A 25,579-nucleotide genomic window follows, 5' to 3' on the forward strand; every position below is an offset into this window, starting at 1 on the left:
TTCACACGCCCTCGGGCCGGCACGGGCCGTCGGCGCGGCCCGGCCCGCGTGGTGGCACCGCACGCACCACGCAGATCGTCGTGTCGTCGTTGGCGAGCAGCCCGTGATGCCGGTAGGCGGCGACGGCGCGGGAGAACCGGCCGGCGGTCCGCGCGAGCCGGTCGGGCGCCGGCATCCGGCCGCGGGTCTCGGTCGCGTACAGCAGGAGCCGGGCGAGCGCGTCGGTGGCGAGGACGAACACGTCGCCCGGCCGCAGCTCACCGGTGAGCAGGGTCGGTTCCGGGGCGGTCGGGCCGCGGCTGGCGACCAGCTGGGCGAACCGGGTGAAGTCGGCGGACCGTCCGACCGGGCCCACCGCGCGCGTCTCCCCGTCGCGCAGGTGGAACACGCACGAGTCACCGACGCACGTCGCGGTCCAGCACCGGTTCACGACGTCGACGGAAAGCCCGAGGAAAGAGGCGTCGGCGCCCGACTGCAGCTTCGCCCGCGCGAACCAGGGCAGCCCCGGCCGGCTCACCTGGGCCCGCCAGCGCTCACGCAGCGCGCCCAGGACGTCGGGCGCCAGCGGGTCGAGCCCGTCGTGGGCGTAGGCGTCGACCAGCAGCCGGCTCCACACCTCAGGGCGGGCCGAGGTCGACGCCCCGTCGGCGACGGCGAACCGGCCGCGCTCCGGACGCAGCGCGCAGCTGTCCTCGTTCTCCGCCGGCGACCGGCCGAGTTTCGGCACCGAGTGCGCGGTCGCCGCCAGGACGACCACTCCCGCGGACGGGCGCGGGGGGCTCGGAGGGCTCGGCGCGAGCGGCGGCACCGCCGGGGCGGTGGCGGTGGCGGGCAGCGGGGTCATCCCGCCGACCGTGGCCCGACGGCCAGGTCCCGCAGGCCGGTCGGTGTGACCGCCCGGGTCCCGATGTCGAGGAACTCGATCAGCGCGGTGACGTCGGCGTTGTAGAGGAATCCGCGTGAGCCCGCGCCGGCGGGATAGCCCAGGCTGCCGGCCGCCGCCACCATGGTGGGGGGCAGCGCGCTGGACATGTCGAACAGCGCGCGGGCGAAGTCGTCGGGCAGGTCGGCCCGGTCGTCGGGAAACGTGACGGTGTTACGCGCCGTGGCCGACAGGTGGGCGTTGAACAGCAGCGCGTCGCCGTCGGCCGTGCCGGCGGCGCGCACCCGGGCGGCGGCGATCCGCGGGTCACCGTCCGTGCTCTGACCGTCGGTGATGTTGACCACGATCGGCGGGAAGCTGGAGGCGTGCCCCCGGCACCATTCGTCGATGATCCAGGCGGCCGTCGTCAGCGCCTCCGCCATCGGGGTCCAGCCGTCCGCGACCGGGTCCACCCAGGCCGGGATCGGCGTCTGCACCTCGACCAGGCCGCCGGCGCCGTCGGAGATCCGGCGCAGCACGTGGTCGACCCGGTTCGGGTTCAGCGCCACCTCGCTGATGGGCAGCAGCGGCCGGCTCGCGTTCGAGCCGTACAGGACGGGCGACACACCGCGCCCATAGCCCAGAATTCCTACCTCGAAATAGTCGTGGACGCGGTCGTCACCTTTACTGCAGAGCAGCACGGCGTTGCCGAGAAGCCGATTGACGGCGAGCGCGAGCTGGTCTGCCTTGCTCATCGCGCCACCGGCCCAGGTCTCGGCCATCGATGTCGAGTGATCGATGACGAGCAGCAGGCAGGCCGGCTGCTTGCGATTGATCTCGGCGGAGTACATGTCCTTATCGTTCCATATCGCCCGGCCATTCCGACGCTCCGGTGGCGCTCGACAACAGTCCTCGCCCGGCCCGGTAACACCTTTTGATGAATGCGCGCCGGAATCTACTCCGGGCTGCCCGGCGACAACGGGTCGCACCGGGGCGGGAGCGATGTCGACCCGGCCGGGTACCGCCCGGTCAGGCACCGCTCCGGCGGAGGTTCAGCGGAGCCAGGTCCTCCCGGTTCGTCCGGCCGCAGCGCGGGCAGGTCTGCTGGCCCAGCGGCAGCAGCACGCCGCAGCCGCCGTCACCGGCACCGCACCGGCGCCAGTCGTCCCCGACCTCGATACGCGGTCGCGGAGGGGCGAGACGCCCGACACCGCCGCGACCGAGCGCCCTGGTCAGCCGCCGGGCCGGGCGGGGCCAGCCGCCCCGCGGCGCCTGGTCGCCGGCCGGGGCCGCCGGGGTGCCCGGCGGCGTGGTCTCTCGCATGCGCGTCCTCGCTCCTCTGTCGGGCGATGGCGGTGACGCCCCCGGCGTCAGCGGAAAGCGACACTACGGATCGATGGTGATATCGACAATCCGTCGAGGCCGGCCAATGGCCCGAACGTCTCACGCGTTCGGGTCGGACACCTGCTTCTCGACACCCGGACGCGGGCGGAATGACCCGCCGCCGCGGGACCGGAGTACGGCCCGTTCCCCCGTTCGGCGTAGCCCGATGGCGCCATCCCTATTTTGAGCCCTTACCCGGCGTGGGGCACGATTCGCCCGTGGTCGCTCCGTCGGCTTCTTCGCCGGCCGGGGTGCGGAACGGTCCCGACCGGGCCTGATATCCGCCGGAGCCGCCCGACGACTTCCGCGCGCGGGGCGAACCGGTTCTCCCGCCCGCGTTCTCCGCACCGGCCGGACCGGGAACCGCCGAAAAGGCCAAAGGTCACGGGAAATCGCCCCGGCGGAGCGCCGCGGCGCCCCGCCTGCGCACGTCAGGAGTGTTCGGATGGACAGCACCCGCCCAGAGCAGGGCCACTCCGGCGAGACCGCGGACCAGGCCCGCGACGCGTGGCGGGCCCGGCTCGTCGAGCTGTCGCCGGCCGCCCAGATCGAGGCGCTGCTGGACCTCGTCGTCGACCACGTGGTCGTGGTCACCGGCGGCCGGGGCGGTTCGGCGGGAGTCGACCGCGGCGCCCCCTGGCGCGCGCTGGGGGTCTACCGGCGCATAGCGGACGTCCTGCGGGCGAAGCTCACCGCGGCGACCGGGGTGCGGCTGCCGGCGACGGTGCTCTTCGAGCGCCCCACGCCGAAGGCGGTGGCGTCGTTCCTGCACGCCGAGATCCTGGGCGTGCGCGAGGAGACGGCCGGCCCGGCACCCGCGCCGGCCGCGCCGGCGGCGGGGGGCGGGCGCGGCGCCGATCCCGTGGTCGTCGTCGGCCTGGGCTGCCGGCTGCCCGGCGCCGACTCTCCGGCGGCGCTGTGGGAGCTGGTGGCGCAGGGCCGTGACGTCGTGGCCGGCCTGCCGACGGACCGTGGCTGGGACCTCGACGGCATCTACCACCCGGACCCCGAGCATCCGGGTACCGCCTACACCCGCCAGGGCGGTTTCCTCCCCGGTGTGGGCCTGTTCGACGCGGGCTTCTTCGGGATCGGCCCCCGGGAGGCCACCGCGATGGACCCGCAGCAGCGGCTCATGCTGGAGGTGTCCTGGGAGGCGTTCGAGCACGCGGGCATCGACCCGCACCAGCTGCGCGGCAGCCGCACCGGGGTGTTCACCGGCGTCTCCCTGCAGGACTACGGCCCGCCGTGGCACGACGCCCCCGCCGAGCTGCAGGGCCATCTGCTGACCGGCAACGCGCTGGGGGTGATCGCCGGCCGGGTCTCCTACACGTTCGGCTTCGAGGGCCCCGCGCTGACGGTGGACACCCAGTGCTCCGCCTCGCTCGTCGCCGTCCACCTGGCGGCCCAGGCCCTGTACTCCGGGGAGTGCGACCTGGCCCTCGCCGGCGGCGTCACCGTGATGAGCACGCCGTCCATGCTGATGGAGTTCAGCCGCAAGCGCGGGCTGGCGCCCGACGGCCGGTGCAAGGCGTTCTCCGCCGACGCCGACGGCACCGGCTGGGCCGAGGGCGCCACCGTGGTCGTACTCACCCGGCTCTCCCACGCCCGCGCCCGGCAACTGCCGGTGCTGGCCGTCGTCGCGGGCAGCGCCGTGAACCAGGACGGCGCCAGCAACGGCCTGACCGCCCCCAACGGCCTGTCCCAGCAGCGGCTCATCCAGCAGGCCCTGGCCAACGCCGGCCTGCGCGCCGGCGACGTCGACGCGGTCGAGGCGCACGGCACCGGCACCCCGCTCGGCGACCCGATCGAGGCCCGCGCCCTGCTCGCGACCTACGGCGCCGGCCGGTCCCCGGACCGGCCGCTGTACCTGGGCTCGCTGAAGTCCAACATCGGCCACGCCCAGGCCGCCGCCGGCACCGCCGGCGTGATCAAGATGATCGAGGCGCTACGCCACGAGACCCTGCCGGCCAGCCTGCACATCACCGCCCCCACCCCCCACGTGGACTGGTCCACCGGCGCGGTCACCCTCCTCACCAGGTCCACGCCCTGGCCCGCCACCACGCGGCCGCGCCGCGCCGCCGTCTCCGCCTTCGGCGTCTCGGGCACCAACGCCCACCTCATCCTCGAGGAGCCCCCCGGCCCGGCCCGCATCCCCGCCCAGGCCACACCCGCCGACGCCGACGGGGCTGGGGCCGGCGCCACCGAAGACGGGGCCGGGGCCACCGGGGACAGCGCCACCGCCGGCGGGGACACGCCCGGGTGGGCGGCCAGCCTGCCCACCACGGTGATCCTCTCCGCCCGCGGTGACGACGCGCTGCGCGCGCACGCCGCCCGTCTCGCCGACCATCTCACCGGCCACCCGGACATCACCGTCGACGACGCCGCCCACACCCTGGGCACGCGGGCCCGGTTCGCCACCCGGGCCGCCGTCGTCCTCGACGGGCCGCCGGCGGAACGGGCGTCCCACCTGGTGCGGGCGCTGAGCACGCTGGCCACGGGGCGGGCGGCACCCGCCCTCCTGCGCGGCAGCGCCCCCGCGGACCCCGCCGGCACCCGGATCGCGATGGTGTTCACCGGCCAGGGCAGCCAGCTCCACGGCATGGGACGGCGCCTGCACACCGCCTACCCGGCGTTCGCCCGCGCGCTCGACACCGCGTGCGACCACCTCGACCCGCATCTCGACGAGCCGCTGCGCGACGTGATGTTCGCCGCCCCGGACACCGCGCCCGCCGTCCTGCTGGACCAGACGCTGTACACCCAGTGCGCGCTCTTCGCCTACCAGAGCGCCCTGTTCCGGCTGCTGGAGAGCTTCGGCGTCACCCCGCACCTGCTGCTCGGCCACTCCGTGGGTGAGTTCACCGCGGCGCACGTCGCCGGCGTCTGGACCCTGCCCGACGCGACCGCGCTGGTCGCCGCCCGCGGCCGTCTCATGCAGAGCTGTGCCCCCGGCGCCATGGCCGCCGTCGGCGCGACCGAGGACGAGGTCCGCCGCTGCCTGCCCGAGTACGCGGGCCTGGTCGACATCGCGGCCGTCAACGGCCCCACGGCCGTCGTCGTGGCCGGTGATCCCGACGCCGTCGGCGCGCTCGCCGCGCGCTGGGCCGAGCAGGGGCGCCCGACCCGCCGGCTCGCCGTCAGCCACGCCTTCCACTCGGCGCACATGGATCCCGTCCTCGACCGCTTCGCCGCCGTCGCCCGCACGCTCGCCTACCACCCGCCCACCGTCCCGATCGCCTCCGCCCTCACCGGACGCCTGAGCACCGACCCGGACACCCCGGTCGACCTCACCGACCCGGGGTACTGGGTCCGCCACATCCGCGAGCCCGTCCGGTTCCACCAGGCCACCGTCCGGGCCCGGGCCGAGAACATCACCACCTACCTGGAGATCGGACCGAAGCCCACGCTGACGCCGTACCTGGGCGAGGGCCGCGTGGTCACCGCGGCGCGCCGCGGGCAGCCCGAGACCACCGCGCTGCACATCGGCCTCGCCGAGCTGCACACCCACGGCACCCCGATCGCGTGGCCGGCGGCCAACAACCCGCACGCCACCAGCCGCCGGCCCGCCCACCGGCACCTGCCCACCTACCCGTTCCAGCGCCGCCGCCACTGGACCGACCCGGTCCGCCGCTCCACGCCGTCCGCCCCGGACGGGACGCTCACCCCGGGTGGCACCGCCGGCCCGGACGGGTGGCGTTACCGGATCAACTGGCACTCCCGGCCCGTCCCGCACACCGGTGCCCTGCCCGGGACGGACGGCACCCCGCCGCCGCTGGTGGGCCGCTGGCTCCTGCTCCTCCCCCCCACGGGCGTCACCGGCGAGGAGGTCTCCCGCGTCTCGTGGATCGTCGAGCGGCTCGGCGGCACCGTGCTCCGCGTGCCGCTGCGCCACGAGGACACCGACCGGGCCCGTCTCGCCGCCCGCCTGCGCGCCCTCGGCCGGCCCGGTGCCACCGCCGGCCGCGGCGGCGTGCTGTCACTGCTCGGCCTCGACACGACACGCCACCCCGACCACCCCGGGCTCACGACCGGCTTCGCCCTCACCTGCGTGCTCGCGCAGGCCCTGCACGACGTCGAGCTGGACGCGCCCCTGTGGGCGCTCACCCGCGGCGCCGTCCAGACCGGAGCCGGAACCGAGGCCGAGGCCGAGGCCGGGGGCGGGGACGGCGTGCGGGATCCGGCCGGGGCGCTGCTCTGGGGGCTGGGGCGCTCCCTCGCTCTGGAGCGGCCCGGTCACTGGGGTGGTCTCGTCGACCTCCCCGCCGAACTGGACGACTCCACACTCGGCTGGCTCGGCGCCGCGCTGACCGCGCCGGACGGCGAGGACCAGTTCGCCGCCCGCCCAGCCGGGCTACTCGTACCCCGGCTGGTCCAGGAGGCCGCACCTGTCACCACCGCACCGTGGGATGTCCGTGGCGCGGTCGTGCTCATCACCGGAGGCACCGGCGCCCTCGGCACCCGGATCGCCCGCCGGCTCGCCCACGACGGAGCCCGCCGGCTGATCCTGGCCAGCCGCCGCGGCCCGGACGCCCCCGGAGCGGCCGAGCTGTGCGCCGAGCTGACCGCCCTCGGCACCCAGACCGTCGTCCGTCACTGCGACGCCGCCGCCGGTGGCGGTGGCACGGGCACGGGCACGGGCCAGCTGGCCGCGTTGGTCCGCGAGCTCGCCGCCGATCCCGAGGCCCCGCTCTCCGTGATCGTCCATGCCGCCGGCGTCGACGGCCCGCTGGCCGCGCTGCCCGAGCTCGACCTGGACCAGATCGCGGCCGTGCTCGCGCCCAAGGCCGGCGCCGCCGAGCTTCTGCACGAGGCCGCCTGGGACATCCCGCTGGTGTTCCTGTCGTCGGTGTCGGCGACGTGGGGCAGCGGCGGCCAGGCCCCGTACAGCGCGGCGAACGCCTATCTCGACGCGCTCGCCGCCTTCCGGCACGCGGCCGGGCGCCCGGCCGTCTCGGTCGCGTTCGGCCCCTGGGCCGAGGCCGGCATGGGGGCGGAACCGGCCCGCCGTGACTACCTGCGCCGCCGTGGCCTGAACCCGCTCCCCCCCGACCGGGCCGTCGACGCCCTGGCCCGGGCGGTGGGCGCCGGCCATCCCGGGCCGGTCACCGTCGCCGATGTCGACTGGACGCGGTTCCTCGCCGCCTACACTGCCGCCCGGCCCTCGCGCCTGTTCGACGAGCTGCCCGCCGCCGCGGACCACGCCGGCTCCCCGGCCGCGGTCGACACCCCCGGCGCCGGCACGGGACGTCCCCCGGCCGACGCCGGAACACGGCCCGCGGATCTCACCGGGCCACCGCCCGGCGATCTCGCGGACCCGGGCGGCGATCTCGCGGCGCTGCCCGCGGCGGAGCGCGGCCGGGCGCTGCGCGACCTCGTCCAGGCCGAGGCCGCCGCGGTACTGGGCCACCGCGAGGCCGACGAGGTCGAGACGGGACGGCGCTTCCTCGAGCTGGGCTTCGACTCGCTGGCCTCGGTACAGCTCAGCCGCCGGCTGGCGGGTGCTACCGGGGTCGCGCTCGCCACCGCCGCGGTCTTCGAGCACCCCACCGTCGCCGACCTCGCCGACCACCTCCACAGCCTGCTCGCCAGCCGGCCCGCCACCGGCACCGCCGGCACCGCCGGCACCGCCGGCGGTGTCACCCGGCCCGGGACCCGCCGGACCTCGACCGGCCCCCGGGCCGGGAGCGGCAGCGGCGGCGGGGGCGACCACGGCGGCGCCGAACAAACAGGCGTCCGCGGGCTCTACCGACAGGCGTGCGCCGACGGGAAGTTCGCCGAAGGGGTCGGGGTGCTGCGCGCCGCCGCCAGGCTGCGGGCGACGTTCACCACGTCGAGCGAGCTCACGAGGCGGCCCCGACCGGTCACGCTGGCCTCCGGCCCCGCCACGCCCGCGCTGGTCTGCCTGCCGTCGATGGTCGCGCCGTCGGGGCCGCACACCTTCGCCCGGCTCGCCCTGCACCTGCACGGCCGCCGCGCCGTGCACGCGCTGGCGCACCCCGGCTTCGGCGACGGCGAGCTCCTGCCCGCCACCGCCGACCTCGTCGTCGACCTGCACGCCGAGACGGTGGCCGCGCGCTTCCCGGACACACCGGTCGCGCTCGCCGGCTACTCGTCCGGTGGCTGGCTGGCGCACGCCGTCGCGGCGCGGCTGGAGGCCCGCGGCATCCGCCCGAGCGCCGTGGTCCTGCTCGACACCTGGCTGCCCGGCGACCGGATCCCCGAGGCCGACATCGCCGAGGAGCTGCGCGGCATCGCGGTCAACGACCAGGCGTTCGCGCTGATGACCGAGTCCCAGGTGACCGCGCAGGGCGCCTATCTCGACCTGTTCGAGGGATGGAAGCCCACCGCGGTACGCGCGCCGATCGTCCTCGTCCGCGCCCTCCAGCGCATGCCGGGGCAACGGACCGACCCCGGCGCCGCGGGCCCGTCGACCGGCTGGGCGGACGAATGGGACCTGGCCTTCGACACCGTGGACACCTCCGGCGACCACCAGTCGATGATGAACGAGCACGCGGGCGCCACCGCGCGCACGATCCACGCCTGGCTCGACGGCCTCGGTTCCCGCCGTCCGCCGCTTCACCCCGTCGTCAGCGGGACGGCGGTCCGCTAGCGGGGCGGCGGTCCGCTAGCAGGGCGGCCGGCGGGCCCGGGAGCCGCACGACCTCCGTGGCCGGGATCTCAGTCCGGTGGGAGGACCGTGACCACGACGCTGCCGAGCTTCTGCCCGGACTCGACGTACCGGTAGACGTCCACGATCAGGTACTCCGCGTGCGCTCCGAAGGAGCCCTCGTTTGCGCCCGCCTGCCTCTGGACAGGGTAGAGGCCAGGGCCGTAAGCAGGAATAGACCGGGACAGCGAAGACGAAGCCGACATTTTCCCGAGTGTGGCCCGCACCGGCGGGGGCAGCCACCGTGTTCGGCCGGTATCGAAAGACCTCCGGAACCACGGCGTTTCGGTACGCCGGCATGACCGGTTCCGCCGGCGTGGCCGATCGGCCCGAGACCCGGAGCCCACCGCCGGCCTGGGACCGTCTCCCCTTCCGGATATTCACTTCTGGGGCGGCCGCCGGCTGTCTAAGCTCTTATGGCGGGAATCCCCTGGGAACTCTGGAGGCACCGTGCCCGACTTCAGCCGCCTCAGTTTCGGCGCGCCGGCCGCCGAACGCGACATCAGACGCGGGCTCGACGCCTACTTCATCGAGTCGGCCGCGTACCGCAACATGAACACAGGGACGAAGACGATCCTGGTCGCGAACCGGGGCGCCGGGAAGAGCGCGATCCTCAAGACCATGGCCCGCCGGCACCGCGACCGCGGGGCCTCGGTGATCGAGCTCGCGCCCGAGGACTACTCGTACGAGTTCCTCAGCGGGGCGATGACCCGCGAGGCCGACGGCGCGTGGGCCAAGCTGGGCGCGTACGCCGTCGCCTGGAAGTACCTGCTGCTCGTGCTCATCATGAAGGAGCTGACGAAACGGCACGGCCGGATAAGACGCGGCGCCGAGAGCCAGGTCTACGCCTATCTGCGTGACAATCATCTCGGCGCCGCGGTCACCCCGCTGGACTCTTTCGTCTCCTATCTGCGCCGCATCGAGTCGGTGAAGCTGGGAAGCTTCGAGGCCGGTATCCGCACGGCCGAGCTCCAGCGCCTCTACAAGCTCCAGGAGCTGGAACACCTGATCGCGCCGCTGACCCGTCTGTGCGCGCGCTCGGGGGTCACCGTCCTGGTCGACGAACTGGACCGCGGCTGGGACGCGAGCGAGGACGCCCAGGCGTTCGTCGCCGGTCTCTTCCAGGCCTGTATGTCGCTGAACGAGCTGTCGCCGCACCTGCACGTCTTCATGTCGCTGCGCCAGGAGCTCTACGACAACATTCCCGCCCTCTACGACGACGCGCAGAAGTTCCGCGATCTCATCGAGGTGGTGCGGTGGGACGAGCCGCACCTGTGGCAGCTGATCGCCTGCCGTATCCGGCACACCGTTCCCGGGCTGAGCGGTGTGGGTGACGACGAGTGCTGGACGGCGGTGTTCCGGGATCCGCGCTGGTCGTTCCGTTACATCGTCGACCGCTCGCTGCGCCGCCCGCGCGAGATCATCCAGTACTGCAGCCACGCGCTCGAGCACGCGCGCCAGCACCGCTCCGCCGGTGGTCAGCGGATCGCGCGGCGCGACATCCTCGCCGTCGAGGCCACCTACTCCGGCGAGCGGACCCGTGACATCGCGGCCGAGTACCGGTTCCAGCACCCGGGCCTGCTCAGCGTGTTCGAGGCGTTCCGCGGCCGCCCGGCGACCTGGACCCGCGACGACCTCGAGCTGCTGCTGCTGGACATCGCGACGGGAGCCGTGCGGACCAGCCGCGAGGCCACGAAGTGGATCGCCGACCGGGATCCCGACCATCTGCTGGAGACGCTGTGGAACGTGGGTTTCATCCGCGACCACTCAGTGCTGTCCGCATCGTGGGCCGGCAGTGATCGCGCGGACTCCCTGACCTCGACCCGGGGCGTCTCGACCTTCGCCGTCCATCCGATGTTCCGGCAGTACGTGGGAACCCTGGACTGAGATCGACCCCAACCGGGACCAAGGTCGCCGGCGAACAGTTACGCGCAGCACGGCACGCACCACCTGAAGATGTCCGCCACGGCGGCGGGCGGGATGCCGATCCGTCAGAACAACAGGGTTGAGGGCATCCAGAGGGGCTTCCAGGGGTGAACATTGGGCGTGGTTTGGACGAGCCGGGGGGCGCGGCCGGACCGCGAGTGCCCGACACGTGTGCTGGAGGATGGATGCCGTACCGCTTCGATCCCGAACTCGCCTCGCTCGTCGAGATCACGCCGCACGGCACCGTCGACGACATCACCGCGACCCGTGCCCGCGCGGCCGAGCTGATGCTCGCCGCCACGCGTGAGATCGACCTGACCGGGGTCAACATCACCGACACCTGCGTACCCGGCCCGCCGGACGCCCCCGACGTGGCGGTGCGCATCTACACCCCGGTCGGTGTCGCCCGGCCCACTCCGGCCGTCCTGCACCTGCCTGGCGGCGGACTCGTCGCGGGTGGCCTCGGGACGGAGCATCGCGCCAACATCGGGCTGAGCCGCGCCGTCGGCGTCGTCGTCGTCGCGGTGGACTACCGACTGGCCCCCGAGCATCCCTATCCGTCCGCGCTCGAGGACTGTTACGCGGCCCTGTGCTGGATGGCGGCCCGCGCCGACCGGCTCGGCGTCGATCCGAACCGGATCGCCGTGCACGGGGCGGGGGCCGGCGGGGGCCTGGCCGCCGCGCTGGCCCTGCTCACCCGGGACCGGGGCGGGCCGGCGCTGTGCTTCCAGTGCCTGGACTTCCCGGAGCTCGACGATCGGCGGGCCGCGCCGAGCCTGGCCGCGGCCAGTGCGGTGCGCTGGGACGCGTACCTGGGCGAGGGCCGGGCGGGTACCGACGGTGTGCCGGTGTACGCGGCGCCCGCGCGGGCCGAGGACCTGCGCGGGCTGCCGCCGGCGTACGTCTGCGTCCAGGAGCGGGACCGGCTGCGCGAGCAGGGGGTCGGCTACGCCGACGCGCTGCGCGCCGCCGGTGTCCCGGCGCGGCTGCAGGTCGTCGCCGGCCCGGTGTCCGAGCCGGCGCCCCGGCGGCGCGCCGCCTCGGCCGAGACGGTGGCCGCCCTGCGCGCCGCCCTGGGTGGCCGTGGCTGAACCACGGCCGAACGCGGCCCTGGGGCGGCCCGCCGGCATCGCGGCGGACCGCCCCAGGGCCGGTTCGTAACTGCTGGGTGCTGTCGGGTGCCGGTTACCCGGTCAGCGACGCTCGGTCGCGTCGGCGCTGGCGTCGGAGCCATCCGCCTGACGCTGGCCGGGGACGACCGACGGGCCGATGGCCGCGTTGTGCCGGGTGTAGATCGCCTGGATCTCCTGCCGGGCCGCGGGCGTCTCGGTCGAGCTGATCACGAGCTCGAACTCGTGGCGCTGGCGACGGACGGCGCGGCGGGCGGCGAGCTTCTGGTAGAGGCCCGGACGGTCGGAGCTGGTGAGGTTCACGTCAATCCCCCTGAAGGATCCTCGGTGCCGACTGGCATTCGGGGCGGCTGGGATTCTGCCGTCGCTATTCATAATGCATCCGCGACCGCCAGATAATCCGCACGGACGACGTGACCTCGGACGCACCTTCAAGAGCCGGACACACCACAATGTGGGCCACGTCTATGCCGTGGGACACAGCCCCGACGGAACCGTCGGGGAACCGACACCCCAGGGTGGCACGGGTCACTCACCGCCGAATGTCGTGACCCACGTCACGGCACCGACGAATCCCGCCGAGAATCCCCGCCACGGGCGGGGCGGGGATTCCGCGCCGCCCCGGGGCGTGCGTCAGGGCTGGCGAGGTGACCTCCGGACGGCCTTCGGGCAGGCCTCGGGACACCGCCGCTCCGCCCCCCGCCGCGACGGCGGACCCGCCGGACATCCCGACCCCCGCACCGTCCGACGTCCTGCCTGGGAGGACCTCGGAGGCAGGAGTGCCTGGCACCACGGAGCAATCACCTCCGGCGGGGTCGCCCCCACCCAGGTGCCCGGCCGCCGGCGCCGGGCCCGCGCCGGGCCCGCGCCGGCCACCCTCGTCGCACCTGTCCGTGACGCACGGGAGCGCCCCCCTTCCTGTCGGGATGGTGACTTAGCCCGAGTAAAGACCGTTGGTGGTGAGCACATACAATTCTGCCTACCTGATCCCATCCCGCCGCACCGCGCGCGGGATGACGTCGTCATCGAATTGGGAGGGCTCACATCGACCGCCACGAGCTCGTCGACCTCACGCGACGGGCGCTAAAAATAGCGACCGACAATACAACCGACATGACGCCGACGGAAGGCGGCGTGGCGGCCACGGCCTATACCAGCCAGGAACGTTTCGAACTGGAACGTGAAGTCGTCCGGCGTTCACCGCAGCTCGTGGGTTACAGCTCGGAGCTGGCCGCCGCCGGAACCTACTGCACGAAGACCGTGATGGACGTCCCCGTGCTGTTGACGCGCGGCGACGACGGAACGGTGCGCGCTTTCCAGAACGTGTGCGCCCACCGGCAGGCTCAGGTCGCCCAGGGCTGCGGCGTGGCGCAGCGATTCACCTGCCCCTGGCACGCGTGGACATACGACGCGCGCGGCGAGTTCGTCGGTGGCCCGGGGCGGGAGGGCTTCCCCGCGACGCTGAACGGCCAGGCGCGGCTCACGGAGCTGCCCGCCGCCGAGAACTCGGGGTTCCTGTGGGTCGGGCTGGACCCGGCCGCCGGTCCGCTGGACATCGACGCGCACCTGGGCCCGCTGGGCCCCGAGCTGGCGTCCTGGAACATCGGGTCGTGGGCGCCGGTGGGCGAGAAGGTCCTCGACTCACCGGTCAACTGGAAGCTCGCGCTGGACACGTTCGCCGAGAGCTACCACTTCGCGTCGGTGCACCGGGACACGTTCGCGCTGATCAACAAGAGTAACTGCGCGCTGTTCGACTCCTACGGGCCGCACCACCGGCTGGTCTTCCCGATGAACCACATCACCGACCTGGCGGACAAACCGGAGGAGGACTGGGAGCCGCTGAACAACTTCGTGTTGATCTACGCCCTGTTCCCCAACATCGTCCTGTCCGTGACGGTGGCCAATGGCGAGGTGTTCCGGGTGTACCCGGGCGAGCGGCCGGGCCACTCGTTCACCTACCACCAGAACGCGTCCCCGATGGACCTCACCGACGAGGCGACCCGGGAGACCGCGGAGACGATCTTCGACTACGCGCACAACGCCGTCCGCGACGAGGACTACGCGCTGGCGGCCCAGGTGCAGGCGAGCATGGCCTCGGGTGCCCGCGCGGACCTCGTCTTCGGGCGCAACGAGCCCGGCCTGCACCACCGGCACGAGGTCCTCGAGGACGCGCTCGGCCGCTGACGGCCCGCGCGGACGAACACCACCGCGCGCCGACGGCGACCGCCGCGTACCGGTGGAAGCCGGTCCGGCGGCGAGCCCGCGCGGCGGGTCGAACGATCAGGGAAAGGGCCCGTGGAGAGCCCGGGCCCTTTCCCTTGACCCAGCTGCTTCTGACGTACCTTTTTCTGACGTACCGTTCGCCGGTGGGTCAGGCAAGCGTCGCGACGGCCTCGTTGAAGGTCTTCGAGGGACGCATCACGGCCGTGGCCTTGGCCGGGTCGGGCTGGTAGTAGCCGCCGATGTCCGCCGGCGAGCCCTGCACGGCGAGCAGTTCCTCGACGATGGTCTTCTCCTGGGCCGCGAGGTTCTCGGCCAGGCCGGCGAACGCCTGCGCGAGGGCCGTGTCGGCGGTCTGCGCGGCCAGCTCCTGGGCCCAGTACAGGGCCAGGTAGAAGTGACTGCCCCGGTTGTCGATGCCACCGACCCGACGGGTGGGCGACTTGTCCTCGTTGAGGAAGGTCGCGGTGGCGCGGTCCAGGGTGTCCGCCAGCACCTGGGCGCGGGCGTTGCCGGTGCGCTGCGCGAGGTGCTCGAAGCTCACCGCCAGTGCCAGGAACTCACCCAGGCTGTCCCAACGCAGGTAGTTCTCCTTGACGAGCTGCTGCACGTGCTTGGGCGCCGAACCACCGGCCCCGGTCTCGAACAGGCCGCCGCCGTTCATCAGCGGGACGACCGAGAGCATCTTGGCGCTCGTGCCGAGCTCCAGGATCGGGAACAGGTCGGTCAGGTAGTCACGCAGCACGTTGCCGGTCACCGAGATGGTGTCCTCGCCACGGCGGATGCGCTCCAGCGAGAAGGTGATGGCGTCGACCGGGGCCTTGATCTCGATCTGCAGCCCGGTGGTGTCGTGGTCGGCCAGGTAGGTCCGGACCTTGGTGATGAGCTGGGCGTCGTGCGCCCGGGTCTCGTCGAGCCAGAACACCGCCGGGTTGCCGGTGGCGCGGGCCCGGGTGACGGCGAGCTTCACCCAGTCGCGGATCGGGGCGTCCTTGGTCTGGCAGGCGCGGAAGATGTCACCGGCGCTCACGGTCAGCTCCAGGACGGCCGTGCCCGCGCCGTCGACGAGACGCACCGTGCCGGTCGTCGCGATCTCGAAGGTCTTGTCGTGGCTGCCGTACTCCTCGGCCTTCTGCGCCATCAGGCCGACGTTGGGCACCGAGCCCATCGTGGCCGGGTCGTAGGCGCCGTGGGCCCGGCAGTCGTCGATGACGGCCTGGTAGATGCCGGCGTAGCTGCTGTCGGGCAGGACGGCGAGGGTGTCCCCCTCGGCGCCGTCCGGCCCCCACATGTGGCCGGAGGTACGGATCATCGCCGGCATGGACGCGTCGACGATGACGTCGCTCGGGACGTGCAGGTTAGTGATCCCGCGATCGGAGTCGACCATGGCCAGCGGCGGGCCGGCGGCGAGCTCGGCCTCGAAGGAGGCCTTGATCTCGGCGCCTTCGGGCAGCGCCTCCAGGCCCTTGAAGATGCCGCCGAGGCCCTCGTTCGGGGTCAGGCCGGCCGCCGCGAGCGCCGCGCCGTGCCGGGCGAACGTCTCGGGGAAGAACGCGCGCACGACGTGGCCGAAGATGATCGGGTCGGAGACCTTCATCATCGTGGCCTTCAGGTGCACCGAGAACAGCACGCCCTCGGCCTTCGCCCGGGCCACCTGCTCGGTGAGGAACTCGCGCAGCGCGCCGACCCGCATGACGGAGGCGTCGACGACCTCACCGGCGAGTACCGGTACCGACTCGCGCAGGACGGTCGTGGTGCCGTCGTCACCGACCAGCTCAATGCGCAGGGAGCCGTCCGTGGCGATCACCGTGGACTTCTCGGTCGAGCGGAAGTCGTCGGCGCCCATGGTGGCGACGTTCGTCTTCGACTCGGCGCTCCAGGCGCCCATGCGGTGCGGGTGGGCCTTGGCGTAGCTCTTCACCGACGCCGGCGCGCGACGGTCGGAGTTGCCCTCGCGCAGCACCGGGTTGACCGCGCTGCCCTTGACCTTGTCGTAGCGGGCGCGGATCTCCCGCTCCTCGTCGGTCTTCGGGTCGTCGGGGTAGTCCGGCAGCGCGTAGCCCTGCTGCTGCAGCTCGACGACGGCGGCCCGCAGCTGCGGGATCGACGCCGAGATGTTCGGCAGCTTGATGATGTTCGCCTCGGGCGTGCGGGCCAGGCCGCCGAGCTCGGCGAGCGCGTCGTCGATGCGCTGGGACGGCTCGAGGTACTCCGGGAAGCTGGCGATGATCCGCCCGGCCAGGGAGATGTCGCGGCTGACGACCCCGACCCCGGCCGTGGACGCGTACGCCTGCACCACCGGCAGGAACGAGTACGTCGCCAGCGCCGGCGCCTCGTCCGTCTGGGTGTAGATGATCACCGAATCAGTCACCGATACTCCGCTTCACGTCTACTACTTCGTGTCGTATCAAGGTATGCCCTACCCGTCCCGCGTCTCTGATCCTTGCGCAGAGGCGTGTGGCACCGTGTGTTGCCGCTCGTCCCGGCCATCCACTGTCGCCGCCCGTGGGTGCGCCGTGCCACCGTTTGCGACCTGCACGACCCGGCACGGCCCGGCACGGCCCGACGCCCACCCGCCGGCCGGCGGCGCAGGCGCCCTCAGTCCGGTGCCAGTTCCTCAAGCACGGCGGCGCCCGGCGAGGCCGCGGCCGCGGTGCGAACTCGACCCGCATCCCCACGAGGTCCGCGGTGCCCCCGGGCCGCCGGCGGTCAGGCCAGCCGGATCAGCCACCCCTCGCCGACACCCCGGGAACCCGCCCCCGGCTCACTCCGGAGTGGAGTTGCGCCAGCAGCACAGAGAGCGGCCCAGGCAGCACGCCTGAATGCTTCTCCGAGGGTGTCAGAGCAGGGTGTCGGAGAGGCCGTCCGGGGTGCCGAAGCGGTGGGCGGTGATGCTGACCGCCTGCTCGCGCAGGAACGGCAGCAGCTCCAGCCGCCCGGACTCCGTCACCGGTCGCGCGTGGACCGCGATCTCCAGGCGGTCACCGACCGCCGCCGTCAGCGCGCTGGCGTCCCCACCGATCAGCCGGACCCGCGGCGCGGCCCGGCCCGCCGCGCGCCGGGTGATACCAGCCAACCATTCCTCGTCGGACTGGTGGCTGTTCGCGACCGCCAACCCGGCGAGTTCCGAACGCAGCCACCGCGGCAGCTCGACCGCGGAGCTCACCGAAAGCGGCGAGCCGGCCAGCAGCCCGGCCGCGACCACCCGGACGAGTTGGCACACTCCGCCACCCGCGAAGCGGATCTCGACCGGGACCGGCTGGTAGCGCAGCACATTGCGCTCGGCCACCAGGCCGGCGAGCTCGCGGGCGGCACCGTATTCCTCGGCCCAGGCGGCGGCATCGCTGCGCAGCGCCCGTTCCAGCCCGGCGAGATCCGCGACCGCGGCGGACCCGCCAGCACCGGACCCGCCCTCGTCGGCAGCGCCGCGGCCGGTGCCGGCCGCGGCGGCGGTGACAGCGGCAGTGACAGCGATGGCGTCAGTGGCGGCGGCCAGCAGGCGGCGGGCGGGCGGCCCGAGCTCGGCCGTCGCGGTGGCGGGTCTGCTGGCCCAGTCGGCGAGGGCGTAGAGGTAGGTCGGGCCGCCCGCCTTGGTTCCCGGGCCCACCGCCGACCGCTTCCAGCCGCCGAACGGCTGACGGCCCACGATCGCGCCGGTGATGCCACGGTTCACGTAGAGGTTGCCCGCCTGGACGTGGCGCAGCCAGTAGTCGAGCTCGGCCGCCTCAAGCGAGTGCAGGCCCGAGGTGAGACCGAAGTCGACCTCGTTCTGGATCTCCACCGCCTCGGTGAGATCGGCCGCCGCCATGATTCCCAGGACCGGGCCGAAGTACTCCGTCCGATGGAACTCCGATCCGCGGGCCACCCCCGCACGCACCCCGGGCGACCACAGCCGGCCCCGATCGTCGAGGCGCCGCGGCTGGACGAGCCAGCGCTCCCCGGGGCCGAGCTCGGTCAGCGCGCGCAGCAGCTTGCCCGACGCCGGTTCGACGAGCGGCCCGAGCTGGGTCCGCGGGTCGGCCGCCTCCCCCACGACCAGCGAGCGGACCGCGTCGACGAGCTGGTCCCGCAGCCGACGCGACGTCGCCGCCGAGCCGACGAGGATGAGCAGCGACGCCGCCGAGCACTTCTGGCCGGCATGGCCGAACGCCGAGGCGACGACGTCCCGCACGGCCAGGTCAAGGTCGGCGCTCGGCGTCACCACGATCGCGTTCTTGCCGCTGGTCTCCGCCAGCAGCGGCAGGTCGCGGCGGAACGACCGGAACAGCTCCGCCGTCTCGAACGCGCCGGTCAGGATGACCCGGTCGACCCGCGGGTCACCGACCAGCGCCCGGCCCAGGTCGCCCTCGTCCACGTTGACGAGGTGGAGGACCTCGCGGGGAACCCCGGCGTCCCACAGCGCCCGCACCAGGACGGCGCCGCAGCGGCGGGCCTGGCCGGCCGGCTTGACCACCACCGGTGAACCCGCGGCGAGGGCGGCGAGGGTGGAACCGGCGGGGATCGCGACGGGGAAGTTCCACGGCGGCGTGACCACGGTGAGGCGCACCGGCGCGAGCAGCGCCCCGTCGACGTCGTCGAGGCCGGCGCCCCGCGCGGCGTAGTAGCGGGCGAAGTCGACGGCCTCCGAGACCTCCGGATCGGCCTGGTCGAAGGTCTTCGCGGTCTCGGCGGCCATGATCTCGACCAGTTCGCCGCGCCGCTGTTCGAGCACCTCGGCGGCCCGGCGCAGCACGGCCGCGCGGCCCGCCCCGCCCAGCGCCGCCCACCCCGGCGCGGCGCGGACCGCGCGCGCCAGCACCGCCTCCAGCTCGTCCGCCGTGTGGATCGTGGTGGCGGCCACGAGGTCGACACCCAGCGTGGACGTCGGCACCCGGGCCAGGACCCACCGCGCCCACGTCCGGTTGGCCGCCAGGGAGGGGTCGGTGTCCGGAGCGTTCCGGAAGCCGCCCGCGCCGCCGGGCCCGGCGAGCCCCGCGGCGTCAGACCCCGCGGGCTCGCTGGGCCCGACAGGCCCGGCCGGCCCGGTGGCGTCGACGGGGGGCGCGGCACGCAGCCGGTTCTGGGTGCGGCGCGGGGCCGGGACGGTGTCGTCGACGTCGGCCAGCGACGCGCGGAACCGCTTCTCCTCACGGGCGAACAGCGTCTCGTCGACGGCGAGGTCGAACACCGCCGACATGAAGTTCTCCCGGCTCGCGCCCTCCTCGAGCCGGCGGACCAGGTACGCGATGGCGACGTCGAACTCCGCGGGCCGCACCACCGGGGTGTAGAGGAGCAGCCCGCCCACCTCGCGCGCGACGACCCGGGCCTGCGCCTGCGCCATCCCGAGCAGCATCTCGAAGCGCAGGCCGCCGCGGGCGCTGCGCCGGCCGGCGAGGATCCACGCGAAGGCCAGGTCGAACAGGTTGTGCCCGGCGACCCCCACGCGCACGTTGGCCACCCGGTCGGGGTGCAGGGCGTGGTCGAGCAGCCGCTTGTAGTTGGCGTCGGTCTCCCGCTTGGTGTCGTACGGCGCGGGCGGCCAGCCCCGCAGCGACGCCTCGGCCCGCTCCATCGGCAGGTTCGCGCCCTTCACCAGCCGCACGGTGACCGGCGGGCCGCCGGCCGCCCGCCGGGCCGCGCTCCACTCCTGCAGGCGGGTCAGGGCGCCGAGCGCGTCGGGCAGGTAGGCCTGCAGGACGATCCCGGCGGCCAGGTGCCGCAGGGCGGGCCGGTCGAGCAGCGTGGTGAACACCGCGATCGTCAGGTCCAGGTCGCGGTACTCCTCCATGTCCAGCGTGACGAACGTGGCCGGCCGTGACCGCGCCGCCCGCTCGAACAGCGGCGTCAGCGCCGCCACGACGTGCGCCACGGTCTCGTCGAAGGCCCAGGCCGCGTGCGGCGCGACGCTCGCCGAGACCTTGATCGACACGTGGTCGACGTCGCCCCGGGCGAGCAGCGCCATGGTGCCCGCCAGCCGGCGCGCGGCCTCCCGCTCCCCGAGGACGGCCTCCCCCAGCAGGTTCAGGTTCAGCCGCACACCGGGCCGGCGCAGCCGTTCGACGGCCCGCCCGAGCCGGCGGTCGGTGGCGTCGACGACCAGGTGGCCGACCATCCGGCGCAGCACCCGCCGGGCGGCCGGGACGACGACCCACGGCAGCACGGGACCGGCCGCTCCCCCGGCCCGCACCGCCCCCCGCAGGTACCAGGGCAGGAACGCGGGCACGGACGGGGCGAGCCGGGCCAGGTTGCGTGCCGCCACCCGCGGGTCCTCCGGGCGGACCACCCCGTCGACGAAGCGCACGGTGAACGCCAGCCCGCCCGGCTCCCGCAGCAGGGCGGCCAGCCGGGCCGCGGCCGGGTCCACCGGTTCGGACGCCGCCTGGGCCACCCAGCGGCGGACCAGCGCGACAGCCTCGTCGCCCAGGCCGGACAGGTCGTGCGGGCTACTGCTCACTGCCGCGGTCATCGCCGTCCTCGGGTCGGTGTCCGGATCGCCGTGTTCGGGCCGAGGTCCGGTCGCGGTCCACGGTGGCCGTCCTACACAGTGTGGCCGCGGGCACCGACGGCACGGCCCCACCGGCGGGGTACACACCGGTCGTACCCGCGGCGCGCGGTCCGTTCACGTCCGTCCCCGCCGGGTGGGCACGGGTCTGCCGGGATACCCGACACGGCCCGGGAAAGCTTCATAGGATCTTGGCCGCGGCGCCGCGTGCCGGTCACCGGCCGGGTGAGGCATGGAGACGCCGCCGAGGTGTCGCACGGAGGCGTTCACCCATGTCCGTCGAGCTGAACCACACGATCGTCCACGCCCGCGACGACGAGGAGTCCGCCCGGTTCCTGGCCCACATCCTGGGTCTCGAGGTCGGGCCGCGGACGGGCCGGTTCCTGCCGGTCGTCACGGCCAACGGCGTAGCCCTGGACTTCGCCGTCACCACGGCCGAGCCCATCGCCACGCAGCACTACGCGTTCCTGGTGTCGGACGAGGAGTTCGACGCGGCGTTCGCCCGGATCAGGCAGGCCGGCATCACCTTCTACGCCGATCCGCACGGCCGGCTGCCGGGCGAGATCAACCACAACCACGGCGGGCGCGGCCTGTACTTCCTCGACCCGTCCGGGCACGGGATGGAGATCCTCACCCGCCCCTACGGGAACAACGGGTAGCGACCGGAGGACGGTGGACGGGACGTGACCGACAACGCCGGTGTGACCCCCGGCGGACGGGATCCCTGCTCCTGCGGAGGCGCCGGCGGGAGCGGCGCCCGGGCCGGCGGCCCGACCGGTGCCGCCACCAGCGGCGCCGCGCGGCGGTCCGCGGGCCGGCGCTGGCTGTGGATCGTCGCCGGCCTGGCCGCGGCCGGCGCGGCGGCGGCCGCGGTCGGGATCTGGCATCTCCCGCCGCGGATGTACCCGGACCCGGGCGACACCGACGCGCGGGCGTCCCTGCAGGGCGGCCTGCTGACCGCGGCCTCGGCGCTCATCGCCGTGGCCGGTGCCCTGGTCGCCCTGGACGAGACCAGGGCGGCCAACACCGAGACCCGGCGGGCGAACGAGGCCGCCGACGAACGTGAGCGGCAGGCCTACGCGAACACCCATGTCCGCGAGCTCTACACCCGGGCGATCGACCAGCTCGGCTCGGACAGCGACACGATCCGCCTGGGCGGCATCTACGCCCTCGAGCGGATCGTCACCGACAGCCCCGCCGACCGGCGTGCCGTCGTCGAGGTCCTCGCCGCCTTCGTCCGCACCATGAGCACCGATCCCCGGCGTGCCCCGGCGCCGGCCCCGAGCGCCGTGCCGTCGGCCAAGCCCGGGCGGCGCGGGCCGTCCCGGCCGCCGGCCGTCGACATCCGCGCCGCGGTCGGGGTCCTCGCGCGCCTTCCGCATCCCGCGGATCTCACCGGCGCCGACCTGACCGGGCTCACCGGGCTCACCGGCCAGGCCGATCTTCCCGGCCCGCCCAGCCTGGCCCACCTGACGCTCACGAACGCCACCCTGACCGACGCCCGGCTGGCCGGGGTCGATTTCACCGGCGGCAGCCTGGACGACGCCGACCTCGCCCGCGCCGACCTGCGCCGGGCGAACCTCACCGACGCCGAGCTGGTCGACGCGGATCTCACCGGCGCCCGGCTCGCCGACGCGACCCTCACCGGCTCCCTGCTCTTCCGGGCGAATCTCACCGGGGCCCAGCTGGGCCGGGCCGACCTCACCGGGGCCCAGCTCGGCGGCGCCGATCTCACGAACGCCGTCCTGGACGACGCGGTCCTCACCGACGCCGTCCTCTCCGGGGCGGACCTCACCAACGCCCGGCTGGACGGCGCCGACCTCGCCGCGGCGACCGGTCTGGCCCAGCGGCAGGTGGACTCCGCGCGGGGCGACCGGCGGACCCACCTGCCGGCGGGCCTGGTCCGGCCGGCGTCGTGGGACACCGCGCGGGCCCCGGCCGGGCGGTAGCACCACGCCCGGCCGGGGGCGTGCGGGTGCCGCGGCAGGCGTGGCGGGCGTGGCGGGCACGGCGGGCACGGCGGATGTGCGCGCCGCGCGGATCCAGCCGATCCTGGCGGTGGAGGTGACGGCGGATGACGGCCGGCGGTCTGTCGATCCTGGGGACGCCGGTGGACGTCCCGGAACCGGACATGGCCGTGGTGCACCTGCTCGGCGTGCTGCGCCGCCAGCTGGGGATGGACCTCGGCTGGCTCTGCCGCTTCGACGGCGACCGGCTCGTCATGCAGGCTCAGAACGGGGACGGCGCGTCCTACGGTGTCGGCCCGGGCACGACCGTGCTCGGGTCGCCCGAGGATCGGGAGCGCACGCTCTACTGGCGGGTGCTGACCGGTCGGCTGCCGCCGGTCGTTCCTGACACGCTGGCGGACCCTCGCACGGCGGGGCTGCCCACCGTCACCGAGCTCGGTGTCCGCACCTACGCCGCGACGCCCATCCGGGACGGCGACCGCATCTACGGGGTCGTCGGCTGCCTCGGGCGCGTTCCCCGACCGGAGCTGGACTCCCGGCACGTGCAGATCCTGATGCTGATCGCGGATCTGCTCAGCGTCTCGGTCCGTGACCTGCACCGGATGTGGGAGGACTCGAGCCGGGCCTGGCGGGCCGTCCGCGAGGTGCTCGACAGCGGCGGGCCCCGCCTGGTGTTCCAGCCGGTCGTCGACCTGCACACCGGCGCGGCCGTGGCGGCCGAGGCACTCGCCCGGTTCCCCGGGCCGCCGGCCGATCCCCAGCAGTGGTTCGCGCGGGCCGCCGGCGTCGGGCTCGGCGTCGAGCTGGAGCTCGCCGCCGTCCGGCAGGCGCTGGGCGTGCTGCCCGCCGTTCCGGCCAACGCCCGCCTGACGGTGAACGTCTCCCCGACCGCGCTCACCGGTGGTCTGCTCGGCGTCCTCCCGGACATCGACCTGACCCGTCTCGTCGTCGAGATCACCGAACAGGAACGCAGCCTGGACGACCCGGCCGTGGTGCGCGCGACGCGCGAGCTGCGCGCCCGCGGGGCGCGGATCGCCGTCGACGACGTCGGTGCCGGCTACGCCGGGCTCGCCCGGCTCGTGCAGCTGCGCCCGGACGTGATCAAACTGGACCGGTGCCTGATACACGGCATGGACACCGATCCCGTCCGCCGCGCGACCGCCATCGCGCTGGTCTACCTGGCCGGGAAGATCGGCAGCCGGATCATCGCCGAGGGTGTCGAGACCGCCACCGAGCTCGCCGCGGCGCGCGACACCGGGATCGGCTACGGCCAGGGCTACCACCTCGGTGTCCCGGATCCGGCGCTGCCCGCGTTCCACCGGCCACGGTGGTCGGGCGGCCCCGGTCCGGGACCACCCGACCACCGTCCGGTGGCCGGGGCCTACGACGTCAGCGGTTACGACGTCAGCAGTTGAGCGTTCCGGCGCGCAGCGCGTGGCTGGCGTCGTTGCCGTCGTCGGACCACAGGACCGGCTTGTGCCCGGAGGCGCAGGTCTCCTGCGGCGCGATGGCGAACCCCTCGTTGTTGTAGTTCGACATCCCGGTGGGCCGCTCGTAGAGGGCCGTGACGGCGAGCTGGCCCTGGGCGTTGACGTCGAGCGTCGCGGTGCGGCCCTGGCAGGTGTCGTCACAGGCCGCCCACAGGTGGCCGGTGCCGGGCTCGTACTCGAGGTCCATCACCCCGGGGAAGCCGCTGGGCACGGTGGCGATCCGGGTGTACCCGCCACCGGTCTGGTCGAGGGCGTAGGCGTAGATCGTGCCGTTGGCCTCCAGGCCGACGAAGTACAGGCCGCTGCCGTGGCCGGGGTAGGAGGCCGGGTCGTACGCGGCGTTGGCGTGCTCGTCGTGGAAGCCGTGCGCGGTGAGGAACGAGTCGGGGATCCACGAGATGCCCTCGGGACCGCTGTTGGCCGCGACGGCGGGCAGGTCGGCGGTGAGATCCCACTCGGCGGTCGCGTTGAGCGTGGTGGTCGTGGCGGAGCCGTCGAACCGGACGATCTTCGGCAGGCTGGTGCTGCCGTTGTTGTCGCGCTCGGTGGCGACCACCACTCCGTCGGGGGTGACCACCACCCCTTCCGCATCGAGGTCGCCGGTCCCGTTGGCGTAGTGCAGCGCCTTGCCGGAGGTCCAGCCGCCCGAGGTGTCGGGAGTCCACGTCGCGCCGCTGGGCACGAGCCGGTAGAGGGTGCCGGGGCCGTTCTTCACCGCCCAGAGCACACCGGCGCTCTGGAAGGACAGCCCGCTCAGGTTGGTGCCGAACGCGTTGGCGGCGTCGGCCACGGTGACCGCGGTGCCACCGGGCCACGCCGTGGCGGTGACCCCACCGCCACCCGCGCAGGAGTTGGCGGTGCCCCGGGTCGACGCGGTCGTCGTGGCGAACGCGCCGCTGCCGTCCGGGCACCGCCCGTAGGTCGTCGTCGCGTGCGCCGTCCAGGTGTACGAATCCACCAGCGACGTGCCGCCGGCCTGGTACAGCCGGACGGAATCGGCGCTGCCCAGGCCGAACACCGGATCCACGTCGAGCACCGCGCGCCCGCCGGCGGCCAGCGACGTGCCCGCGGCGACCGTGAACACGTGCGAGTCGTCGTTGTCCTTCACCACCCAGCCCGCGATGCTCACCGCCGTCGAGCCGGTGTTGACCAGCTCCACCCAGTCACCCGGCGAACCGCCGTTCGACTCGATCTCGTTGATCCGCACGTCGGTCGGCCCGGCCGTCGCCGCCGGCACGCCGAACAGCGCGAGCGCGACCATGGCCAGGACGGCGGCAACAACAAGCCGCCCCCTCCCACGCAAATTCCAACGCAACGCAGTGACTCCTTCTCCCAGGGTAATCAACGGAGAGCGGCGAAATCGCGCCCCGACGAAGCCTTCAGCACACCGACGACCAGAATCTGAACACCTGACCAACAACACAGGCAACACAGATGACCACCATCCGTGGGCGGA

The 25,579-nt window shown here is 74.1% G+C and carries 15 protein-coding genes; 7 read left to right on the forward strand and 8 right to left on the reverse strand.

Features of this window, described 5'->3' with window-relative positions:
• Position 1 precedes the first annotated feature (1 nt).
• The 3 genes from B056_RS35110 to B056_RS0104515 all read right to left on the reverse strand — a co-directional run bounded on the left by B056_RS35110 (position 2) and on the right by B056_RS0104515 (position 2,185).
• Positions 2-844, reverse strand: coding sequence for a hypothetical protein (locus B056_RS35110; RefSeq protein WP_018500714.1), 843 nt, complete (start codon positions 842-844; stop codon positions 2-4).
• On the reverse strand, positions 841-1,713 hold the full coding sequence (locus B056_RS0104510; protein WP_018500715.1) for a vWA domain-containing protein: 873 nt from the start codon (positions 1,711-1,713) through the stop codon (positions 841-843). The genes B056_RS35110 and B056_RS0104510 overlap by 4 nt, the downstream gene beginning before the upstream one ends.
• A 178-nt stretch (positions 1,714-1,891) precedes the next feature.
• Entirely contained in the window at positions 1,892-2,185 is a 294-nt protein-coding gene (locus B056_RS0104515) for a hypothetical protein (RefSeq protein ID WP_018500716.1), read from the reverse strand.
• A 505-nt stretch (positions 2,186-2,690) separates the two neighbouring features.
• Here B056_RS0104515 and B056_RS0104520 point away from each other — a divergent pair.
• Complete coding sequence (locus B056_RS0104520; protein ID WP_018500717.1) at positions 2,691-8,852, forward strand: type I polyketide synthase; 6,162 nt, start codon at positions 2,691-2,693, stop codon at positions 8,850-8,852.
• A gap of 68 nt (positions 8,853-8,920) precedes the next feature.
• Here B056_RS0104520 and B056_RS44020 read toward each other — a convergent pair whose 3' ends face one another.
• On the reverse strand, positions 8,921-9,115 hold the full coding sequence (locus B056_RS44020; RefSeq protein WP_018500718.1) for a hypothetical protein: 195 nt from the start codon (positions 9,113-9,115) through the stop codon (positions 8,921-8,923).
• Between the two features lie 244 nt (positions 9,116-9,359).
• On the opposite strand from B056_RS44020, the gene B056_RS0104530 reads away from it, so the two are divergent.
• Together B056_RS0104530 and B056_RS0104535 are read left to right on the forward strand one after the other, a co-directional pair.
• Positions 9,360-10,796 carry a P-loop ATPase, Sll1717 family gene (locus B056_RS0104530; protein ID WP_018500719.1) on the forward strand — a complete coding sequence of 479 codons (1,437 nt, stop codon included), beginning with the start codon at positions 9,360-9,362 and terminating at the stop codon, positions 10,794-10,796.
• Between the two features lie 224 nt (positions 10,797-11,020).
• On the forward strand, positions 11,021-11,926 hold the full coding sequence (locus B056_RS0104535; protein WP_018500720.1) for an alpha/beta hydrolase fold domain-containing protein: 906 nt from the start codon (positions 11,021-11,023) through the stop codon (positions 11,924-11,926).
• 102 nt (positions 11,927-12,028) lie between these two features.
• On the opposite strand, the gene B056_RS0104540 is transcribed toward B056_RS0104535, so the two are convergent.
• The gene (locus B056_RS0104540; protein WP_018500721.1) at positions 12,029-12,268 is read right to left on the reverse strand and encodes a hypothetical protein; all 240 of its coding nucleotides are present in this window, start codon (positions 12,266-12,268) and stop codon (positions 12,029-12,031) included.
• A gap of 810 nt (positions 12,269-13,078) precedes the next feature.
• Here B056_RS0104540 and B056_RS0104545 point away from each other — a divergent pair.
• Positions 13,079-14,149, forward strand: coding sequence for an aromatic ring-hydroxylating oxygenase subunit alpha (locus tag B056_RS0104545; RefSeq protein WP_018500722.1), 1,071 nt, complete (start codon positions 13,079-13,081; stop codon positions 14,147-14,149).
• A 187-nt stretch (positions 14,150-14,336) separates the two neighbouring features.
• On the opposite strand, the gene B056_RS0104550 is transcribed toward B056_RS0104545, so the two are convergent.
• Entirely contained in the window at positions 14,337-16,556 is a 2,220-nt protein-coding gene (locus B056_RS0104550) for an NADP-dependent isocitrate dehydrogenase (RefSeq protein ID WP_026239321.1), read from the reverse strand.
• A gap of 468 nt (positions 16,557-17,024) precedes the next feature.
• Positions 17,025-20,630 carry a proline dehydrogenase family protein gene (locus B056_RS0104555; RefSeq protein WP_026239322.1) on the reverse strand — a complete coding sequence of 1,202 codons (3,606 nt, stop codon included), beginning with the start codon at positions 20,628-20,630 and terminating at the stop codon, positions 17,025-17,027.
• Between the two features lie 308 nt (positions 20,631-20,938).
• Between B056_RS0104555 and B056_RS0104560 the strand changes: the two genes are divergently transcribed.
• The 3 genes from B056_RS0104560 to B056_RS35120 all read left to right on the forward strand — a co-directional run bounded on the left by B056_RS0104560 (position 20,939) and on the right by B056_RS35120 (position 24,048).
• Positions 20,939-21,325 (forward strand): VOC family protein, encoded by a 387-nt coding sequence (locus tag B056_RS0104560; protein ID WP_018500725.1) that lies wholly within the window; start codon positions 20,939-20,941, stop codon positions 21,323-21,325.
• Positions 21,326-21,349: 24 nt separating this feature from the next.
• Positions 21,350-22,615, forward strand: coding sequence for a pentapeptide repeat-containing protein (locus B056_RS35115; protein ID WP_230202819.1), 1,266 nt, complete (start codon positions 21,350-21,352; stop codon positions 22,613-22,615).
• 125 nt (positions 22,616-22,740) lie between these two features.
• On the forward strand, positions 22,741-24,048 hold the full coding sequence (locus B056_RS35120) for a sensor domain-containing phosphodiesterase (protein ID WP_018500726.1): 1,308 nt from the start codon (positions 22,741-22,743) through the stop codon (positions 24,046-24,048).
• On the opposite strand, the gene B056_RS0104575 is transcribed toward B056_RS35120, so the two are convergent.
• Positions 24,038-25,384: a lamin tail domain-containing protein gene (locus tag B056_RS0104575; protein WP_018500727.1), complete on the reverse strand. Its 1,347-nt coding sequence runs from the start codon at positions 25,382-25,384 to the stop codon at positions 24,038-24,040. The genes B056_RS35120 and B056_RS0104575 overlap by 11 nt on opposite strands.
• Between the last annotated feature and the right edge of the window lie 195 nt (positions 25,385-25,579).

The organism is Parafrankia discariae (assembly GCF_000373365.1).
Taxonomy (GTDB): Bacteria; Actinomycetota; Actinomycetes; order Frankiales; family Frankiaceae; genus Parafrankia; species Parafrankia discariae.